General features: G+C 68.9%; 15 protein-coding genes. 10 read left to right on the forward strand and 5 right to left on the reverse strand.

Annotated elements, in window-relative coordinates:
* The first annotated feature begins 6 nt into the window (after window positions 1-6).
* Window positions 7-759: a DUF72 domain-containing protein gene (locus Q0581_RS12405; RefSeq protein WP_298700712.1), complete on the forward strand. Its 753-nt coding sequence runs from the start codon at window positions 7-9 to the stop codon at window positions 757-759.
* On the opposite strand, the gene Q0581_RS12410 is transcribed toward Q0581_RS12405, so the two are convergent.
* Window positions 756-1160 carry a cupin domain-containing protein gene (locus Q0581_RS12410; RefSeq protein WP_298700713.1) on the reverse strand — a complete coding sequence of 135 codons (405 nt, stop codon included), beginning with the start codon at window positions 1158-1160 and terminating at the stop codon, window positions 756-758. The genes Q0581_RS12405 and Q0581_RS12410 overlap by 4 nt on opposite strands.
* 66 nt (window positions 1161-1226) lie before the next feature.
* On the opposite strand from Q0581_RS12410, the gene Q0581_RS12415 reads away from it, so the two are divergent.
* The 3 genes from Q0581_RS12415 (at window position 1227) to Q0581_RS12425 (ending at window position 3928) form a co-directional block, all read left to right on the forward strand.
* Complete coding sequence (locus Q0581_RS12415; protein ID WP_298700715.1) at window positions 1227-2285, forward strand: NAD(P)-dependent alcohol dehydrogenase; 1059 nt, start codon at window positions 1227-1229, stop codon at window positions 2283-2285.
* A gap of 86 nt (window positions 2286-2371) precedes the next feature.
* Window positions 2372-3097, forward strand: coding sequence for an acetoacetyl-CoA reductase (gene phbB / locus Q0581_RS12420; protein WP_298700716.1), 726 nt, complete (start codon window positions 2372-2374; stop codon window positions 3095-3097).
* Between the two features lie 48 nt (window positions 3098-3145).
* On the forward strand, window positions 3146-3928 hold the full coding sequence (locus Q0581_RS12425; RefSeq protein ID WP_298700717.1) for a DUF4908 domain-containing protein: 783 nt from the start codon (window positions 3146-3148) through the stop codon (window positions 3926-3928).
* 4 nt (window positions 3929-3932) lie between these two features.
* Here the strand turns inward: Q0581_RS12425 and Q0581_RS12430 are convergent, their stop codons facing one another.
* Complete coding sequence (locus Q0581_RS12430) at window positions 3933-4880, reverse strand: 2-oxoglutarate and iron-dependent oxygenase domain-containing protein (RefSeq protein ID WP_298700719.1); 948 nt, start codon at window positions 4878-4880, stop codon at window positions 3933-3935.
* Window positions 4881-5041: 161 nt separating this feature from the next.
* On the opposite strand from Q0581_RS12430, the gene Q0581_RS12435 reads away from it, so the two are divergent.
* Window positions 5042-5716, forward strand: a complete 675-nt coding sequence (locus Q0581_RS12435; protein ID WP_298700720.1) for an OmpA family protein — start codon at window positions 5042-5044, stop codon at window positions 5714-5716.
* Between the two features lie 134 nt (window positions 5717-5850).
* Window positions 5851-6018: a hypothetical protein gene (locus tag Q0581_RS12440; protein WP_298700722.1), complete on the forward strand. Its 168-nt coding sequence runs from the start codon at window positions 5851-5853 to the stop codon at window positions 6016-6018.
* A 13-nt stretch (window positions 6019-6031) separates the two neighbouring features.
* Here Q0581_RS12440 and Q0581_RS12445 read toward each other — a convergent pair whose 3' ends face one another.
* Window positions 6032-7336 carry a UDP-glucose/GDP-mannose dehydrogenase family protein gene (locus tag Q0581_RS12445; RefSeq protein WP_298700724.1) on the reverse strand — a complete coding sequence of 435 codons (1305 nt, stop codon included), beginning with the start codon at window positions 7334-7336 and terminating at the stop codon, window positions 6032-6034.
* 96 nt (window positions 7337-7432) lie between these two features.
* Here Q0581_RS12445 and cysD point away from each other — a divergent pair, with 96 nt between their 5' ends.
* Both cysD and cysC read left to right on the forward strand, forming a co-directional pair.
* Window positions 7433-8356, forward strand: a complete 924-nt coding sequence (cysD, locus tag Q0581_RS12450) for a sulfate adenylyltransferase subunit CysD (protein ID WP_298700726.1) — start codon at window positions 7433-7435, stop codon at window positions 8354-8356.
* Window positions 8356-10188, forward strand: coding sequence for an adenylyl-sulfate kinase (cysC, locus tag Q0581_RS12455; protein ID WP_298700728.1), 1833 nt, complete (start codon window positions 8356-8358; stop codon window positions 10186-10188). Before cysD ends, cysC begins: the two co-directional genes overlap by 1 nt.
* Before the next feature lie 442 nt (window positions 10189-10630).
* Here cysC and Q0581_RS12460 read toward each other — a convergent pair whose 3' ends face one another.
* Entirely contained in the window at window positions 10631-11785 is a 1155-nt protein-coding gene (locus Q0581_RS12460; protein WP_298700730.1) for an outer membrane beta-barrel protein, read from the reverse strand.
* A gap of 234 nt (window positions 11786-12019) precedes the next feature.
* On the opposite strand from Q0581_RS12460, the gene Q0581_RS12465 reads away from it, so the two are divergent.
* Window positions 12020-13114: an N-acetylneuraminate synthase family protein gene (locus tag Q0581_RS12465; protein ID WP_298700731.1), complete on the forward strand. Its 1095-nt coding sequence runs from the start codon at window positions 12020-12022 to the stop codon at window positions 13112-13114.
* Window positions 13111-14271 (forward strand): UDP-N-acetylglucosamine 2-epimerase, encoded by a 1161-nt coding sequence (gene neuC / locus Q0581_RS12470; RefSeq protein ID WP_298700733.1) that lies wholly within the window; start codon window positions 13111-13113, stop codon window positions 14269-14271. The genes Q0581_RS12465 and neuC overlap by 4 nt, the downstream gene beginning before the upstream one ends.
* Window positions 14272-14287: 16 nt before the next feature.
* On the opposite strand, the gene Q0581_RS12475 is transcribed toward neuC, so the two are convergent.
* Complete coding sequence (locus Q0581_RS12475; RefSeq protein ID WP_298700734.1) at window positions 14288-14953, reverse strand: acylneuraminate cytidylyltransferase family protein; 666 nt, start codon at window positions 14951-14953, stop codon at window positions 14288-14290.
* Window positions 14954-15005: the final 52 nt, after the last annotated feature.

The following is a 15005-nucleotide window of genomic DNA, read 5'->3' on the forward strand; positions in this document are numbered from 1 at the left end:
GCCTTCATGACCCACCCCATCCACATCGGCGTCGGCGGCTGGACGTATGAGCCGTGGCGCGGCGCCTTCTATCCCGAGGGTCTGGCCCAGAAACGGGAACTGGAGTTCGCCAGCCGCGCCCTGACCAGCATCGAGATCAACGGCACCTATTATTCCACCTTCAAGCCCGACAGCTGGATGAAGTGGCGCGACGAGACGCCCGAGGATTTCGTCTTCGCCGTCAAGGCCAGCCGCTATTGCACCAACCGCAAGGTGCTGAGCGAAGGCGGCGACAGTTTCGCGCGGTTCCTGGATCAGGGGCTGACGGCCCTGGGGCCCAAGCTGGGGCCGATCAACTGGCAGTTCATGGCCACCAAGAAGTTCGATCCTGAGGATTTCGAGGGCTTTCTGAAACTGTTGCCGGCGGAAAAGGACGGCCTGCGGCTGCGCCATGCGCTGGAGGTGCGGCACGACAGTTTCGATACGCCCCAGTTCTATGATCTGGCGGCGAAATATGGCGCGGCCATCGTCTATGCCGTGGACGACGAGGCGCCCGAATGGCCGCGCATCGATCAGCCGACGGCCGATTTCACATACGCCCGGCTGATGTCCAGTCGCGAGGACGAAGCCACCGGCATGACCGGCGCCGAGCTGGACGCCGTGGCGGCCCAGACCCGCGCCTGGGCGAAACGCGGCGAGGTGTTCGCCTATTTCATCGCGGGGGCCAAGGTGCGAAACCCGGCCGCCGCCCAGGCCCTGATCGCCCGCCTGAAAACCTAACCGGGGTTGTTGGCGAACCAGTCGACGATGGCGGGCATGTCGCGCTCGAACCCGCCGGGGATGTACAGGTTCAACAGGCCCGCGCGCCGGTCGGTGCGGTTGGCGAAGTCGTGCCGCACGCCCGGCGCGGCCCGCACGAAACCGCCGGCCGGAACGTCGATCCAGTCGTCGCCGACCAGAAAGCTCATTACCCCTTCGATGACATAGAAGACGTCGTCGTTGTCGGCATGGCTGTGGGCGCCCGGGCCATCGGTGTGCGGCTCCAGCCACCATTCGGAAATCGAATAGGCGGCGCCGGTTTCGCCCTCGTCGGCCTTGAACACGGCGCGCATCCGGCCCATCGCATAGTCACGGCCTTCGCCCGGCCCCAGAATGATCGCCGCCCCGCGTTCCGCCGACATGCGCGTCTCCTTCGCTTTTCGCCGCCATGTTGAAGGAAACGGAACGGCCCGACCAGAGAGACCGCCATGCCCATCAACACCCGCGCCTTCGCCGCCACCGCTTCGGACAAGCCGCTGACGCCCTATGGCTTCGACCGGCGCGATCCGGGGCCGGACGATGTGGCGATCGAGATCCGTTACTGCGGCGTCTGTCATTCGGACCTGCATGTGGTCCAGAACGACTCGGGCCGGACGCGCTATCCCATCGTGCCGGGTCATGAGATCGCCGGCGTGGTGACGGCGGTGGGCGAAAACGTCAGCCGCTTCCAGATCGGCGACCGCGTCGGCGTCGGCTGCATGGTCGACAGCTGCCGCCAGTGCCGCCCCTGTCAGGAGGGCGAGGAGCAGTATTGCGCGACCGGCATGACCCAGACCTATGGCTCGGCCGATCCCAAGGGCGGGCCGGTGGGCCAGGCCATCACCCAGGGCGGCTATTCCAGCGCCATCGTGGTGGACCAGGATTTCGTGCTGCGCATACCCGACGCCCTGCCGCTGGACGCCGCCGCACCCCTGCTGTGCGCGGGCATCACCACCTGGTCGCCGCTGCGCCACTGGAAGGTGGGGCCGGGGTCGCGCGTCGCCGTGGTCGGCCTGGGCGGCCTGGGCCATATGGCGGTCAAGCTGGCCGCCGCTCTGGGCGCCGAGGTAACGGTTCTGTCCACCTCGGACCGCAAGAAGGCCGACGCCGAACGGATGGGCGCCCGCCATTTCCTGATCAACTCGGACACCACGGCCATGAAGGCGGCGGCCGAGGGCTTTGACCTGATCATCAACACCGTCTCGGCCACGCACGAGATCGCGGGTCATCTGAACCTGCTGGCGCGGGACGGGACCATGGTCATGCTGGGCCTGACGACCGAGGCCCTGCCGGTCTTCGCCGTGCCCCTGTTGTGGCGCCGCCGCAGCGTGGCCGGCAGCCTGATCGGCGGCATCCGCGAGACGCAGGAGATGCTGGATTTCTGCGCCGCCAACGGCATCGCTTGCGACATCGAGCTGATCGCCCCGGACCAGATCAACGACGCCTATGCACGCATGGAGCGGTCGGACGTGCGCTATCGCTTCGTCATCGACATGGCGCGGCTTTGACTTTGCGCTGAACCTTCGGCGGGTTAAGCCTGTTGGTGAAGACGGTCCGTCAGAGACCGTCGCACTAGGGACAAAAGGAAACGCAAATGGCTCGAGTGGCTCTGGTCACGGGTGGCACCCGCGGCATCGGCAAGGCGATCGTTCAGCGGTTGAAGGAAGACGGCCTGTCCGTCGCCGCCGGATACTCCGGCAACACCGAGGCGGCCGAAGCCACGGCCCGCGAACTGGGCGTCATGGTGGTCAAGGGCAATGTCGGCAGTTTCGAGGACTGCCAGCGCGCCGTGGCCGAGGTGGAGGCCGAACTGGGCCCCATCGACGTGCTGGTGAACAACGCCGGCATCACCCGCGACGGCTTCTTCCACAAGATGAGCCACGATCAGTGGTCCGACGTGATCCGCGTCAATATGGACAGCGTCTTCAACATGACGCGCCAGGTGATCGGCGGCATGCGCGACCGCAGCTTCGGCCGCATCGTCAACATCTCGTCGATCAACGGGCAAAAGGGCCAGATCGGCCAGACCAACTATTCCGCCGCCAAGGCCGGGATGATCGGCTTCACCAAGGCCCTGGCCCTGGAGAACGCGCGCAAGGGCGTGACCGTCAACTGCATCGCGCCGGGCTATATCGACACCGAAATGGTCGGCGCCATGGACCAGAAGGTGCTGGACGGCATCATCGCCCAGATCCCGGTCGGAAGGCTCGGAAAAGGCGAGGAAATCGCCGACATGGTGTCGTGGCTGTCGGGCGAACGTGCCGGATATGTCACAGGCTGCACCCTATCGCTGAACGGCGGTCAGTATCTGGTCGGCTGATCCGACCCCGCCGCAAATCCGCCGCCGCCGCATGGATTCTATGACGGCATGAAGCTGAGGTTCACGGCCTGCCGGGCGGTTTCGCCCCTTGCCGCCGCGATGGCGTTCGCCGTCGCGGGCGTGGCCGTCGCCCTGCCGGCCGCGGCCCAGAACCGCTCGAACGCCCAGGCTGAACAGAGCCAGTCCCTGCGCGACCGTCTGTTCAGCCGCAACCTGCCGGCCACGGGCCGCTATGTCGCCGAATCCGGCCAGGGCTTCGTGCTGGACCGCAGCGAATCCACGCCCCTGCTGCGGTTCGATCGCAGCGTCGAGACCTGGGTGCTGCGCCCCTCGCCCGCCCCGCGCGGCGACATCCTGTATCGCAACGACGCGGGCGAGACGGTGCTGCGGGTGACGGCCGACGGGGGCATGACCCTATACACCCGCCGCACACCGGCCGGGTCGCCGGTCACCCTGTCGGGACCGGGCGAAAGCCTGACGCCGCCGACGCTGGGGCCGGTGCAGCTGTTCAACCTGATGGCGCGACGCAGCGCCCTGGTGTCGGCCGCCCTGGGCCGGCTGGTCGAGATCAATCTGTCGGGCGAAGAGTCCGAGGCCCTGTCGGTCGACGCCCTGATCGTGACCACCGACGCAGTGGTGCGCATGGCGCGGTCCGCCTCGGCCCGAGGCTATCTGAGCCGGCTGCGCAGCATCACCATCGTCGAGGGCGAACGCGTCTCGGCCACCTATTCGCGCGGCGACCTGCGGATCGTGGTCGATCCCGGCCGGGGGCCCGCCGGCCGGCCGTCATCGGCGCGGATCATCAACGCCTTCGCCGACGCCCGCGACTGACCCGTCAGATCAGGCGGATTTCGCGCAGCCGTTCGGTCAGGAAATCCTCGGCCATGATCGCCTTGCCGGCATAGCGGTCGGGATTGTCCGGCGTCACAGTGGACGGCAGGCTCTCGATCACGAAATCCGGGTTGAAGTGCAGGAAGAAGGGCGTCGAATAGCGGGCGAAGCCGCGCCGTTCGGGCGCCGGATTGACCACCCGGTGCGTGGTGGACGGCAGGACGTGGTTGGTCAGCCGCTGCAGCATGTCGCCGATATTGATGACCAGGGCGCCCGGCGGCGGCGCGATGTCCAGCCACTGGCCATCGGCGTCCTTCAGTTGCAGCCCGGCCTCTTCGGCGCCCAGCAGCAGGGTGATGACGTTGATGTCTTCGTGCGCACCGGCGCGCACGCCCGGCGCATCGGCCGGCACCGGCGGATAGTGCAGCATGCGCAGCACCGAATTGCCCAGCTGGACCTTGTCCTCGAAATAGTCGTCGCCCAGCTCCAGATAGCGGGCGATGGCCTTCAGGATCTTGCGGCCCAGGTCGTCCAGGGCCGTGAACATGCCGTACAGATGCGACTGGAAGCCGGGGATTTCGGTCGGCCAGACATTGTCGCGCATATACTGGCGATAGGGGTGGCCTTCGGGCAGTTCGCGCCCGACGTGCCAGAACTCCTTCAGGTCCACCGTGGCGGCGCCCTTGGCCGCCTCGACCCCGAACGGCGTCAGGCCGCGCGCGCCGCCCGTGCCGGGCATGTGATACTGGCGCTTGGCGTCTTCCGGCAGGGCGAAGAAGGCCTTGGCGGCCGCCAGGGCGTTGTCCAGCGTCGCCTGGTCCAGCCCGTGATCGGCCACCACGGCGAAGCCATAGCGTTTGAACGAGGCGCCCAGGGCGTCGGCGAAGGCCTGGAAATCCTGGTCATGCAGTTGCATCGACACCGGGTCGATGGCGGATTTTACGGCGGTCATGCGTGAACTCGCGGGCGGGCCAGTATGGATTATCGGCTGTGTCCATACGCCCTGTGGCGCCCTGATGGCAAAGCGCATTCGTCGTTCAGCAACCGTACAGGCGGGAACCTTCACAGTAAGGGCCGCGTTTCAGCGCCGAATTCACCACGGAGACCCTCCCCATGCGCGCCAAACTGGCTCTCGTCAGCGTTTCGATCGCCGCCCTTGTGGGCGCGGCGGCCTGCACCACCACCGACCCCTACAGCTCGACCCCGGGCCGCAACAACACCGGCACCGGCATCCTGGCCGGGGCTGCGGCCGGCGCCATCCTGGGCTATCTGACCCACACCTCTGACGGCGAACAGGGCCGCAAGAACGCCCTGATCGGCGCGGGCGTCGGCGCCCTGGCCGGCGGCGCGGTGGGCAACTACATGGACCGCCAGCAGCGCGCCCTGGAGGCCGAACTGTCGGGCACCGGCGTGGGCGTGGCGCGTCAGGGCGACACCCTGGTGCTGCGCATGCCGGCCGACGTCACCTTCGCCACCAACCAGTCGTCGATCGAGCCGCGCTTCCTGGCCACCCTGGATGACGTGGCGCGGGTGCTGCAGGAATACGACCGGTCGGTGGTCGATGTGATCGGCCACACCGACTCTTCGGGCGGCGACGCCATCAACCAGCCCCTGTCGGAACGCCGCGCGTCCTCGGTCGCCAGCTATCTGATCCAGCGCGGCGTGATGCGCGAGCGTCTGTTCGTCCAGGGCGTCAGCAGCCGCGCCCCGGTGGCCGACAACGGCACCCCGGCCGGCCGCGCCCAGAACCGCCGCGTCGAGATCCTGATCCGCCCCTTCACGGGCTGATCGCCGACGATGCGAAGATCGGGACGGGCGGCCGCCATGGCCGCCCGTTTCGCGTTTCAGGACACACTGTTGCGTGACTTGCGCCCAACGCGCGAACATGATCCTTAACGCCCAGCGGATTCCGGGGGGACAGCTTGGGCGATCACGAACTGACGCAGGGTCTGAAGATGGCGGCCACGGCCGTCGTGTCGGCTGTGCTGGTCGCTGCCCTGGTCATCACGGTTGGCGATGCGCTGCTGGGCCGGGTCGATCCGGCCGAGGGCGCGCAACCAGCGCCGATGCTGATCCGCACCGGCGGCTGAGCGCAAACCGCCCCTATTTCCGGCCGATCGAGCTGTAGCGGAAGCCGCGCGCCCGCAGGTCGTCGGGCTTGTAGACATTCCTCAGATCCACCATCACCGGCTGGCGCAGCAGCGCCTTGACCCGATCCAGGTCCAGCGCCCGGAACTGGTCCCATTCGGTCAGGATGACCACCGCATCGGCCCCCTGGACCGCCTCATAGGGACCGTCCTTGAACACCACCCCGTCCAGCATCTTGGACGCCTCGTGCATGCCTTCAGGGTCGAAGGCCTGAACCGTCGCGCCCGCCGCGATCAGGGCCGGCGCCACGTCCAGCGACGGGGCGTCGCGCATGTCGTCGGTGTTGGGTTTGAACGTCAGGCCCAGCAGGGCGATCGTCTTGCCCGACAGATCGCCGTCCAGCGCCGTCTGGACGCGCCCGGCCATGGCCTTCTTGCGCGCATCGTTGACGGCCACGGTGGTTTCGACCAGCCGCACCGGGCTGCCGGCGTCGGTCGCCGTGCGCACCAGGGCCAGGGTGTCCTTGGGGAAGCACGATCCGCCATAGCCCGGCCCCGCATGCAGGAATTTGGAGCCGATCCGGTTGTCCAGCCCGATGCCCTTGGCCACCTGCTGCACATCGGCCCCGACCTTTTCGCACAGGTCGGCCATTTCGTTGATGAAGGTGATCTTCAGCGCCAGGAAGGCGTTGGCGGCGTATTTGATCAGTTCCGAGGTGCGCCGGCCGGTGAACAGGATCGGCGTCTCGTTCAGGTTCAGCGGCCGATAGATTTCGCCCATCACGCCGCGCGCGCGGTCGTTCTCGACCCCCACCACCACGCGGTCGGGCCGCTTGAAGTCGCCGATGGCCGCGCCTTCGCGCAGGAACTCGGGGTTGGACACCACGGCGAAGTCGGCGTCCGGGCGGCGTTCGCGGATGATGCGTTCGATCTCGTCGCCCGTTCCCACCGGCACGGTGGATTTGGTCACCACCACGGTGAAGCCGTCCATCAGGTCGGCGACCTCCTCGGCCACCGCATAAACAAAGCTCAGGTCCGCATGGCCGTCGCCCCGGCGCGAGGGCGTGCCCACGGCGATGAACACCGCATCGGCCGTGCGGATCGCTTCGGCCCCGTCCACCGCGAACGACAGGCGGCCGTCGCGCACATTGGCGGCCACCAGATCTTCCAGCCCCGGCTCATAGATCGGCATTTCGCCGCGGTTCAGCCGTTCGATCTTGCCGGCGTCCTTGTCGACGCAGACGACGGTGTGGCCGAAGTCGGCGAAACAGGCCCCCGACACCAGGCCGACATAGCCCGTGCCGATCATTGCGATGCGCATATGCGTTTCCCTGGGCGAACCCGTGCAGGCGGTGGCGGTCAGATAACCCCCGCCCGCCCTCTTGTGAAGCGAGGCCGGGTCTGCGACGGACGGGGAATGAGCCAGGGGGCCGATCCCGCCACCCGCCTCGGCCGCCTGGCGCGGCTGGAGGCCGACAGCATCCACATCCTGCGGGAAGTGGCGGCCCAGTGCGCGCGCCCGGTGCTGCTGTATTCCATCGGCAAGGATTCGGCCGTCCTGCTGCATCTGGCCCGAAAGGCCTTTGCGCCCCTGCCCCCGCCGTTTCCGTTGCTGCATGTCGATACGACGTGGAAATTCCGCGACATGTACGCCCTGCGCGACCGGATGGCGGCCGAAAGCGGCATGGAGCTGAAGGTCTATTCCAACCCTGAGGGGCTGGCGCGCGGGATCAACCCGTTCGACCACGGCTCGGCGGTTCACACCGACATCTGGAAGACGCAAGGGTTGAAACAGGCGCTGGACCTGCACGGTTTCGATGCGGCGATCGGCGGCGCCCGTCGCGATGAAGAGGCCAGCCGCGCCAAGGAGCGGGTGTTCAGCTTCCGCGGCCCCGGCCACCGCTGGGATCCGCGCCGCCAGCGGCCCGAGCTGTGGAGCCTGTTCAACGCCCGCATCCAGCCTGGCGAGAGCATGCGGGTCTTCCCCCTGTCCGACTGGACCGAGCTGGACGTGTGGGACTACATCGCCGCCGAGAATATTCCCGTCGTGCCGTTGTATTTCGCCGCCCCGCGCCCGGTCCTGCGACGCGACGGGGTGTGGATCATGGTCGATGACGACCGCATGCGACTGGCGCCCGGCGAAACGCCGGAAATCCGGTCCGTCCGCTTCCGCACCCTGGGCTGCTATCCCTTGTCGGGCGCCATCGACAGCGAGGCGACGACGCTGGAGGCCGTGATCGCCGAAATGCGCGCCTCGCGCAGTTCGGAACGCCAGGGGCGGCTGATCGACAGCGACCAGGCCGGGTCGATGGAGAAGAAGAAGGCGGAGGGTTATTTCTGATGGCCAGCGCCGCGCCCGACACCCTGCGCTTCATCACCTGCGGCTCGGTGGATGACGGCAAGTCCACCCTGATCGGCCGGCTGCTGTTCGAGGCCGGGGCCGTGCCCGACGACCAGCTGGCGGCGCTGGCGGTCGGGCCGCATGGGCCGGACTATTCGCTTCTGGTCGACGGCCTGCTGGCGGAACGCGAACAGGGCATCACCATCGACGTGGCCTATCGCTATTTCGCCACCGGACGGCGCAAATTCATCGTCGCCGACACGCCGGGGCATGAGCAGTACACCCGCAACATGGTCACCGCCGCATCCGGCGCCGATGCGGCCGTGGTGCTGGTGGACGCCGCCAAGGGGGTGCTGGTCCAGACGCGCCGTCACGCCTTCCTGTGCGCCCTTCTGGGCATTCGCACCGCCGTCCTGGCCGTAACCAAGATGGACAGCGTCGGCTGGGACCGCGCCGCCTTCGACGCCATCGTGGCCGAGTTTTCGAGTTTCGCGGAACGGATCGGCCTGACCGCCGTCCTGCCGATCCCCATCAGCGGGCGCGACGGCGACAATGTCGCCACGCCCAGCCCGCGCACGCCCTGGTTCGACGGCGCGCCCCTGTTGCAGACGCTGGAATCCCTGTCGCCGCCGCGCGAAGGCGCCGATGCGGCCTTCCGCCTGCCGGTGCAGCTGGTCCAGCGGACGGAAGGCGGCCGCGCCTATCTGGGCCGGATCGCTCAGGGCGCCGTGTCCGTGGGGGACCGATTGCGGGTCGAGCCGTCGGGTCGTCAGGCGTCGGTGCGGGCGCTGACCGTTTCGGGCCAGACGGTCCGGACGGCGACCGATCGCGCCTCGGTCGCCGTGATCCTGGACGCCGACGTCGATGTGGCGCGCGGCGATGTTCTGGCCGCCGCCGCCCGCCCGCTGGAAAGCGCCGACCAGTTCGAGGCGACCCTGGTCTGGATGGCCGAGGCGCCGATGCTGCCGGGCCGGGTCTATGACATCCAGATCGGAACCGCCTCATGCGGGGGCCAGGTCAGCGACATCCGCCACCGCATCGACGTCAACAGTCTGGAGCCACTGGCCGCGCGCACCCTGGGGCTGAACGAGATCGGCGTCTGCCACATCGCCCTGTCGCGTGACGTCGCCTTCGCCCCCTATGAGCAGAGCCGCGAACTGGGCGGCTTCATCGTCATCGACCGCGAGAGCAAGGCCACCGTGGGCGCCGGCATGATCCGGTTCGCCCTGCGCCGCGCGCACAACATCCATCGCCAGCCGGTGCTGGTGGACCGCGCCCACCGTGCCGCCGCCAAGGGTCAGAAGCCGGCCGTGGTGTGGATGACCGGCCTGTCGGGCGCGGGCAAATCGACCATCGCCAATCTGGTCGAGGCGCGGCTGACCGCCGAGGGGCGCCATGCCGTGCTGATCGACGGCGACAATCTGCGCCACGGGCTGAACCGCGACCTGGGCTTCACCGCCGCCGACCGGGTCGAGAATGTGCGCCGGGCCGCCGAGGTGGCGCGGATGATGGCCGACGCGGGCCTGATCGTGCTGGTGTCGCTGATCTCGCCTTTCGCGGCCGAACGGCGGATGGCGCGCGAGATGATGGGCGAGGGCGAGTTCTTCGAAGTCTTCGTCGATGCGCCGCTGGGCGTCGTGGAGGCGCGCGACGTCAAGGGCCTGTACGCCAAGGCGCGGGCGGGCGAGCTTAAGAATTTCACCGGCATCGACAGCCCCTATGAGGCGCCAGAAACGCCCGAGGCCCGGCTGGACGCCGCCGCGACGACGCCCGAGGCGGCCGCCGATCAGGTCATCGCCATGCTGCGCGCGGCGGGCCGCCTGGACGCCTGAGGCCGCCAGGGGTTTTCCGTCGAGAGACCATCAGGCCCGATGCACCACGGGTCGGCGGACCCTGGGCCGAACCGCTGTCCGTCTCTTTCTCTGCGGACCATCGCGCAAAGAAAATGGGCTGTGTCGCCATTGAGTGTTGGGGGTCTGTTCCCGCATTTCCGCTCATCCCCGCGAAAGCGGGGATCCAGGTCTTTGAGCGATGCGGCGCTGCCGGTGATCCGCCATCGTCAGCCCTGAAACGCCGGTATCTCGAGAGCAGGACTGGGTCCCCGCTTTCGCGGGGATGAGCGGTGATTGTTGAGCGGCGTGCACGCGCCCACACGCGACAGGAACACAGCAAAGAAAAACCGCCGCCCCGTGAGGAGCGGCGGTTTCAGAAGTCGTCATCGACGCTTCGAAGGTCCAGATCGGGAGCCGGCGGACCGGCTCCCTCTCGTGGATCTTAGAAGTTGATGTCGATGGTGGCGCGACGGTTCAGCGGCTCGCGCACGCCGTCGGCGGTGGCGCGGGCCAGCTGGGTTTCACCCTTGCCGTCCAGCGAGATCACGCCGCCGTTGACGCCCTGAGCGACCAGAGCGTCCGCAACGGTGCGGGCGCGGCGGTTGGACAGGCCGATGTTGTAGGCGGCCGAACCCGAGGTGTCGGCGTGGCCGACGACCAGCACGCGGGTCGGACGGCCGTTCTTGGCGTAGTTGGCGGCCTGGGTGATGACCGAGCGGGCTTCAGCCGTCAGGTCAGAGCGATCCCAGTCGAAATACACCACGAACTGACGCGCCTGCTGCACCGGCGGAGGCGGCGGCGGCGGGGGCGGCGGAGGCGGCGGCGGCGGCGGGGGAGGCGGCGGCGGCGGCGGCGGCGGCGGCGGCGGCGGAGCGTCGGCGCCGAACGCATAGCGCAGGCCCAGGGTCACGGTGTGGCCCGTGTATTCGCCTTCAACGGTGCCCTGACCGCCCGAGGTGGAGGTGTCCAGCTCGACGTCGCTCATCATGTAGCGATAGGTCAGGTCGATGTTGGTGCGGTCGCCGATGGCCCAGGCCAGACCCGCGATCGCCTGAGCGGCGAACTTGGTCGAGTGGTCATCGATGGCGAAGCCGGTGGTGCGGGCGCCGCGCAGGGTGCCGACGGCGTCGCCGTTGACGCGGTTCACGCCCATGCCCAGGCCGACGAACGGACGCAGGGCCCAGGAGTCGTCGCCGAAGTCATAGATGACGTTGGCCATCAGGGTGGCCGAGTCCAGAGCGCCGTCCGGCGAGTGGCAGGGGCCGGTCGCCGGTTGGATGCGGCACAGGCCCGACGGGGTCACGTTGCTGTCGCGACGCACGCGGCCGATGTCGCCCGAACGGAAGCCGCCTTCCAGTTCAACGCGCCAGTTGGGGTTGAAACGGTAGCCCAGGCGAGCAAAAGCCGCCCAGCCGTCGTTGACTTCCCAGTTCCACGCCACACCCGTGGTCGCAGACTCCAGCTCGACGTCGTCGGCGAACTGATAACCGGCATCGATAGCGCCGTACCAGCCGTCCGGCTCAGCCGAAGCGGCGCCAGCCGACAGGGCCAGAGCCGCCGCCGCGCTGGAAGCCAGGATCAAACTTTTAACTCGCATGGGTATGAGCCCTCCGCAGCCATAATTATTCTATGCGGCGGTTTCGCCGCCTGCAGAGGTCAATAACAGCGTTGCCACGGCAGGTCGAGCAGCAAACTTGGCCACAATGGGCCGATAAGTTGGAAGCGTGGCGTTGAAGCTACACGATAAAAGCCCGTCACGGCGGCTTCGGCGGCCAAATCGTGTCCTCAACGGGGCGTTGAGCCGGATGGGCGGGACAGATAGGGTTCGGACATGAACGCCCCCCCGGCCGGTTTGCCCGAAGCCTGTGAAGTCATCGCCGAGGCCGGCGTCAACCACAACGGCCGCGAGGATCTGGCGCTGGCGCTGATCCGGGCGGCGGCCCACGCTGGCGCGGATTGCGTTAAATTCCAGACCTTTGACCCCGACGATCTGGTCACGACGTCGGCCCCGACCGCGGCGTACCAGGCCCGTGCGGGCGCCGGATCGGCCCAGAAGACCATGCTGGAGGCCCTGGTCCTGCCGTCGCCGGCGCTGAAGCGCGCGGCGCGCGCGGCCGAGGACGCCGCGATCACCTTTTTGTCAACGCCGTTCGACATCGGCTCCGCCCGGCTTCTGGTCGACGATCTGGGGATGAAGCGGATCAAGGTGGGGTCGGGCGAGCTGACCAACCTGCCCTTCCTGCTGGATCTGGCCCGCCTGGGGCGGCCGATTCTGCTGTCCACGGGCATGGCGACGCTGGAGGAGGTGCGCCGGGCGCTGGGGGTCGTGGTCTTCGCCCGGCTGGCGGGTGCGCAGGAGACGCCGTCGCTGGCGGCGTTCGAGGCGGCCCTGACGGCGCCCGAGGCGAAGGCGGTGCTGGACGAAACCGTGGTCATGCAGTGCACGACGCAATATCCGGCGCCGCACGATCAGGCGAACCTGCGGGTGCTGGACGCCTATGCGGCCCTTGGGGTCCGGCCGGGTTACTCCGATCACACCCTGGGCCTGGATGTCGCCCTGGCCGCCGTGGCGCGCGGGGCGGTGGTGATCGAGAAACACCTGACCCTGTCGCGCGCGATGCAGGGGCCGGATCACGCGGCGTCTCTGGAGCCGGACGAGATGGCCGAACTGGTGCGCGGCGTGCGGCGGGTGACCCAGGCCCTGGGTTCGGCGCACAAGACGCCCCAGCCGGCCGAGATCGCCAATATGGCCGTGGCGCGCCGGGTTCTGGTGGCCGCCCGGCCGATCCAGGCCGGAGAGGCCTTCACGCCCGACAATCTGACGGCGCGGCGGGCGGGCGAAGGGCTGGCGCCGGGGCTGTACTGGTCGCTGCTGGGCCAGGCGGCGGCGCACGACTTCGCGGCGGACGAGGTGATCCAGCCATGAGGCGGATCGGCGTCTTCACCGCCACCCGGGCCGAGTTCGGCCTGCTGCGCCCGGTGATCGCGGCGCTGGAGGCCTCGGCGACATTGACGCCCCGCGTGATCGTTTCGGGCGCGCACCTGTCGGACCGGCACGGCCTGACGGTGCGCGAGATCGAGGCCGAGGGGGTGGCCGTGGCGGCCCGGGTTCCCGTTCCCCTGGCCGGGGATGCGCCGGTTCAGATCGCCGCCGACATGGCCGCGACCCTGGACGGCTGTGCGCGGGCATACGCCGAACTGGAACTGGACGCCGTGCTGATGCTGGGCGACCGGACCGAACTGCTGGCGGCGGCGGCGGCGGCGGTCCCCCTGGCCCTGCCGATCCTGCACCTGGAAGGCGGGCATCTGACCCACGGCGCGGTCGATGATTCCATAAGGCATGCGGTCAGCAAGCTGGCGGCCCTGCATTTCACCGCCGCCAAGCCGTATCGCGCCCGGCTGATCCAGATGGGCGAGGCGCCTGAGCGGGTGTTCACCGTCGGATCGACGGCGGCGGACAATCTGCGCACCTTCGGACGGTGGACACGGACCGAGGTGGAGGCCGAGACGGGCCTGGACCTGTCGCCGGGCTTTATCCTGGCCACCTTCCACCCCGAAACCTTGGGGGCGATGACGCCCGCCGAACAGATCGACGCCTTTCTGAACGGCCTGGAGGCGGGGCGCGCGGGGCGCAAGGTGCTGATCACCCTGCCCAACACCGATGCGGGATCGCAGGCTATCCGTGAACGGATCGAGGTTTGGGCGGCGGCGAACGCCGGCTGGGCCGTGGCGCGCGCCTCGCTGGGCGCGCGGCTGTATCTGGGGGCGCTGACGGCCTGTGATGCGGTGGCGGGAAATTCGTCCAGCGGGGTGATCGAGGCGCCGATCGCGGGCGCTCCCGCCGTCAATGTGGGCCAGCGCCAGGCCGGACGGCTGCGGCCGCTCGGCGTGATTGATGCCCCCCTGGACGCCCCGACCATAGCGGCGGCGCTGAGACAGGCTCTGGACCCCGCTTTCCGCGCCCCGGCGGCCAAGGCCCCGCCCCCGTTCGGAGACGGCCACGCCGCCCAGCGGATCGTGCAGGTGCTGGAGACGACGGATTTCGCCGGACTGGCGCGCAAGCCGTTCGTGGATCGAGTCTGAAAGAACCGCGCGCGGATCAGCCGCGCATCACGGCCTCGGCCGCCGCGAACTCGGCCGCCGTGTCGATGTCCCAGCCGCGTTCGGCCGGCATGATCCAGGCCAGGGCGCCGGGGACATCGAACCGGCGATCCGCCAACAGACGATCCGGCCGCCCGACATAGATGGCGCCGTTGATGACCCTCAGATCGTCCAGATCGCCGGCCGGGCCGATGACGCCGTCCGTCACGCGGCGATGGAAGGCGGCGGGCTTTGGCGGCGGCGAGACCCCGACCACGGCGGGCGCCGACCGGGCGTGGCACAGGGCGACCGCCCCCTGGACATCCGCCGCCGTCCGTAGCGGCGAGGTGGGCTGAAGCAGGACCAGATAGTCCCAGTGGCCGCCCACAATCCCCAGGGCCAGAACTTCCAGGGCATGGGCGATGGCGTCAAACACGCTGGCGTCCGCGCCCGCCAGATCGGCCGGTCGGTCGATCACCGTCGCCCCGCGCGCGGCGGCCAGGGCGGCGACGGCCGGATCGTCGGTGGTCACGGCCACAGCGTCGATCGCAGGCGCGCCCAGGGCGGCGTCCAGCGTCCAGTCGATCAGCGGACGCCCGTTGAAGGGGCGCAGGTTCTTGCCCGGCAGCCGCTGCGACCCGGCCCGCGCCGGGATCAGGGCCAGAACGCGCGCGCCGTCGATCATGCCGTCTTCCTTATCCCCGCGCGCGGCGGCTGATAGACTCGATTCGGTTCAG

It is taken from the genome of uncultured Brevundimonas sp. (genome assembly GCF_937863155.1).
In the GTDB taxonomy this organism is placed as follows: domain Bacteria; phylum Pseudomonadota; class Alphaproteobacteria; order Caulobacterales; family Caulobacteraceae; genus Brevundimonas.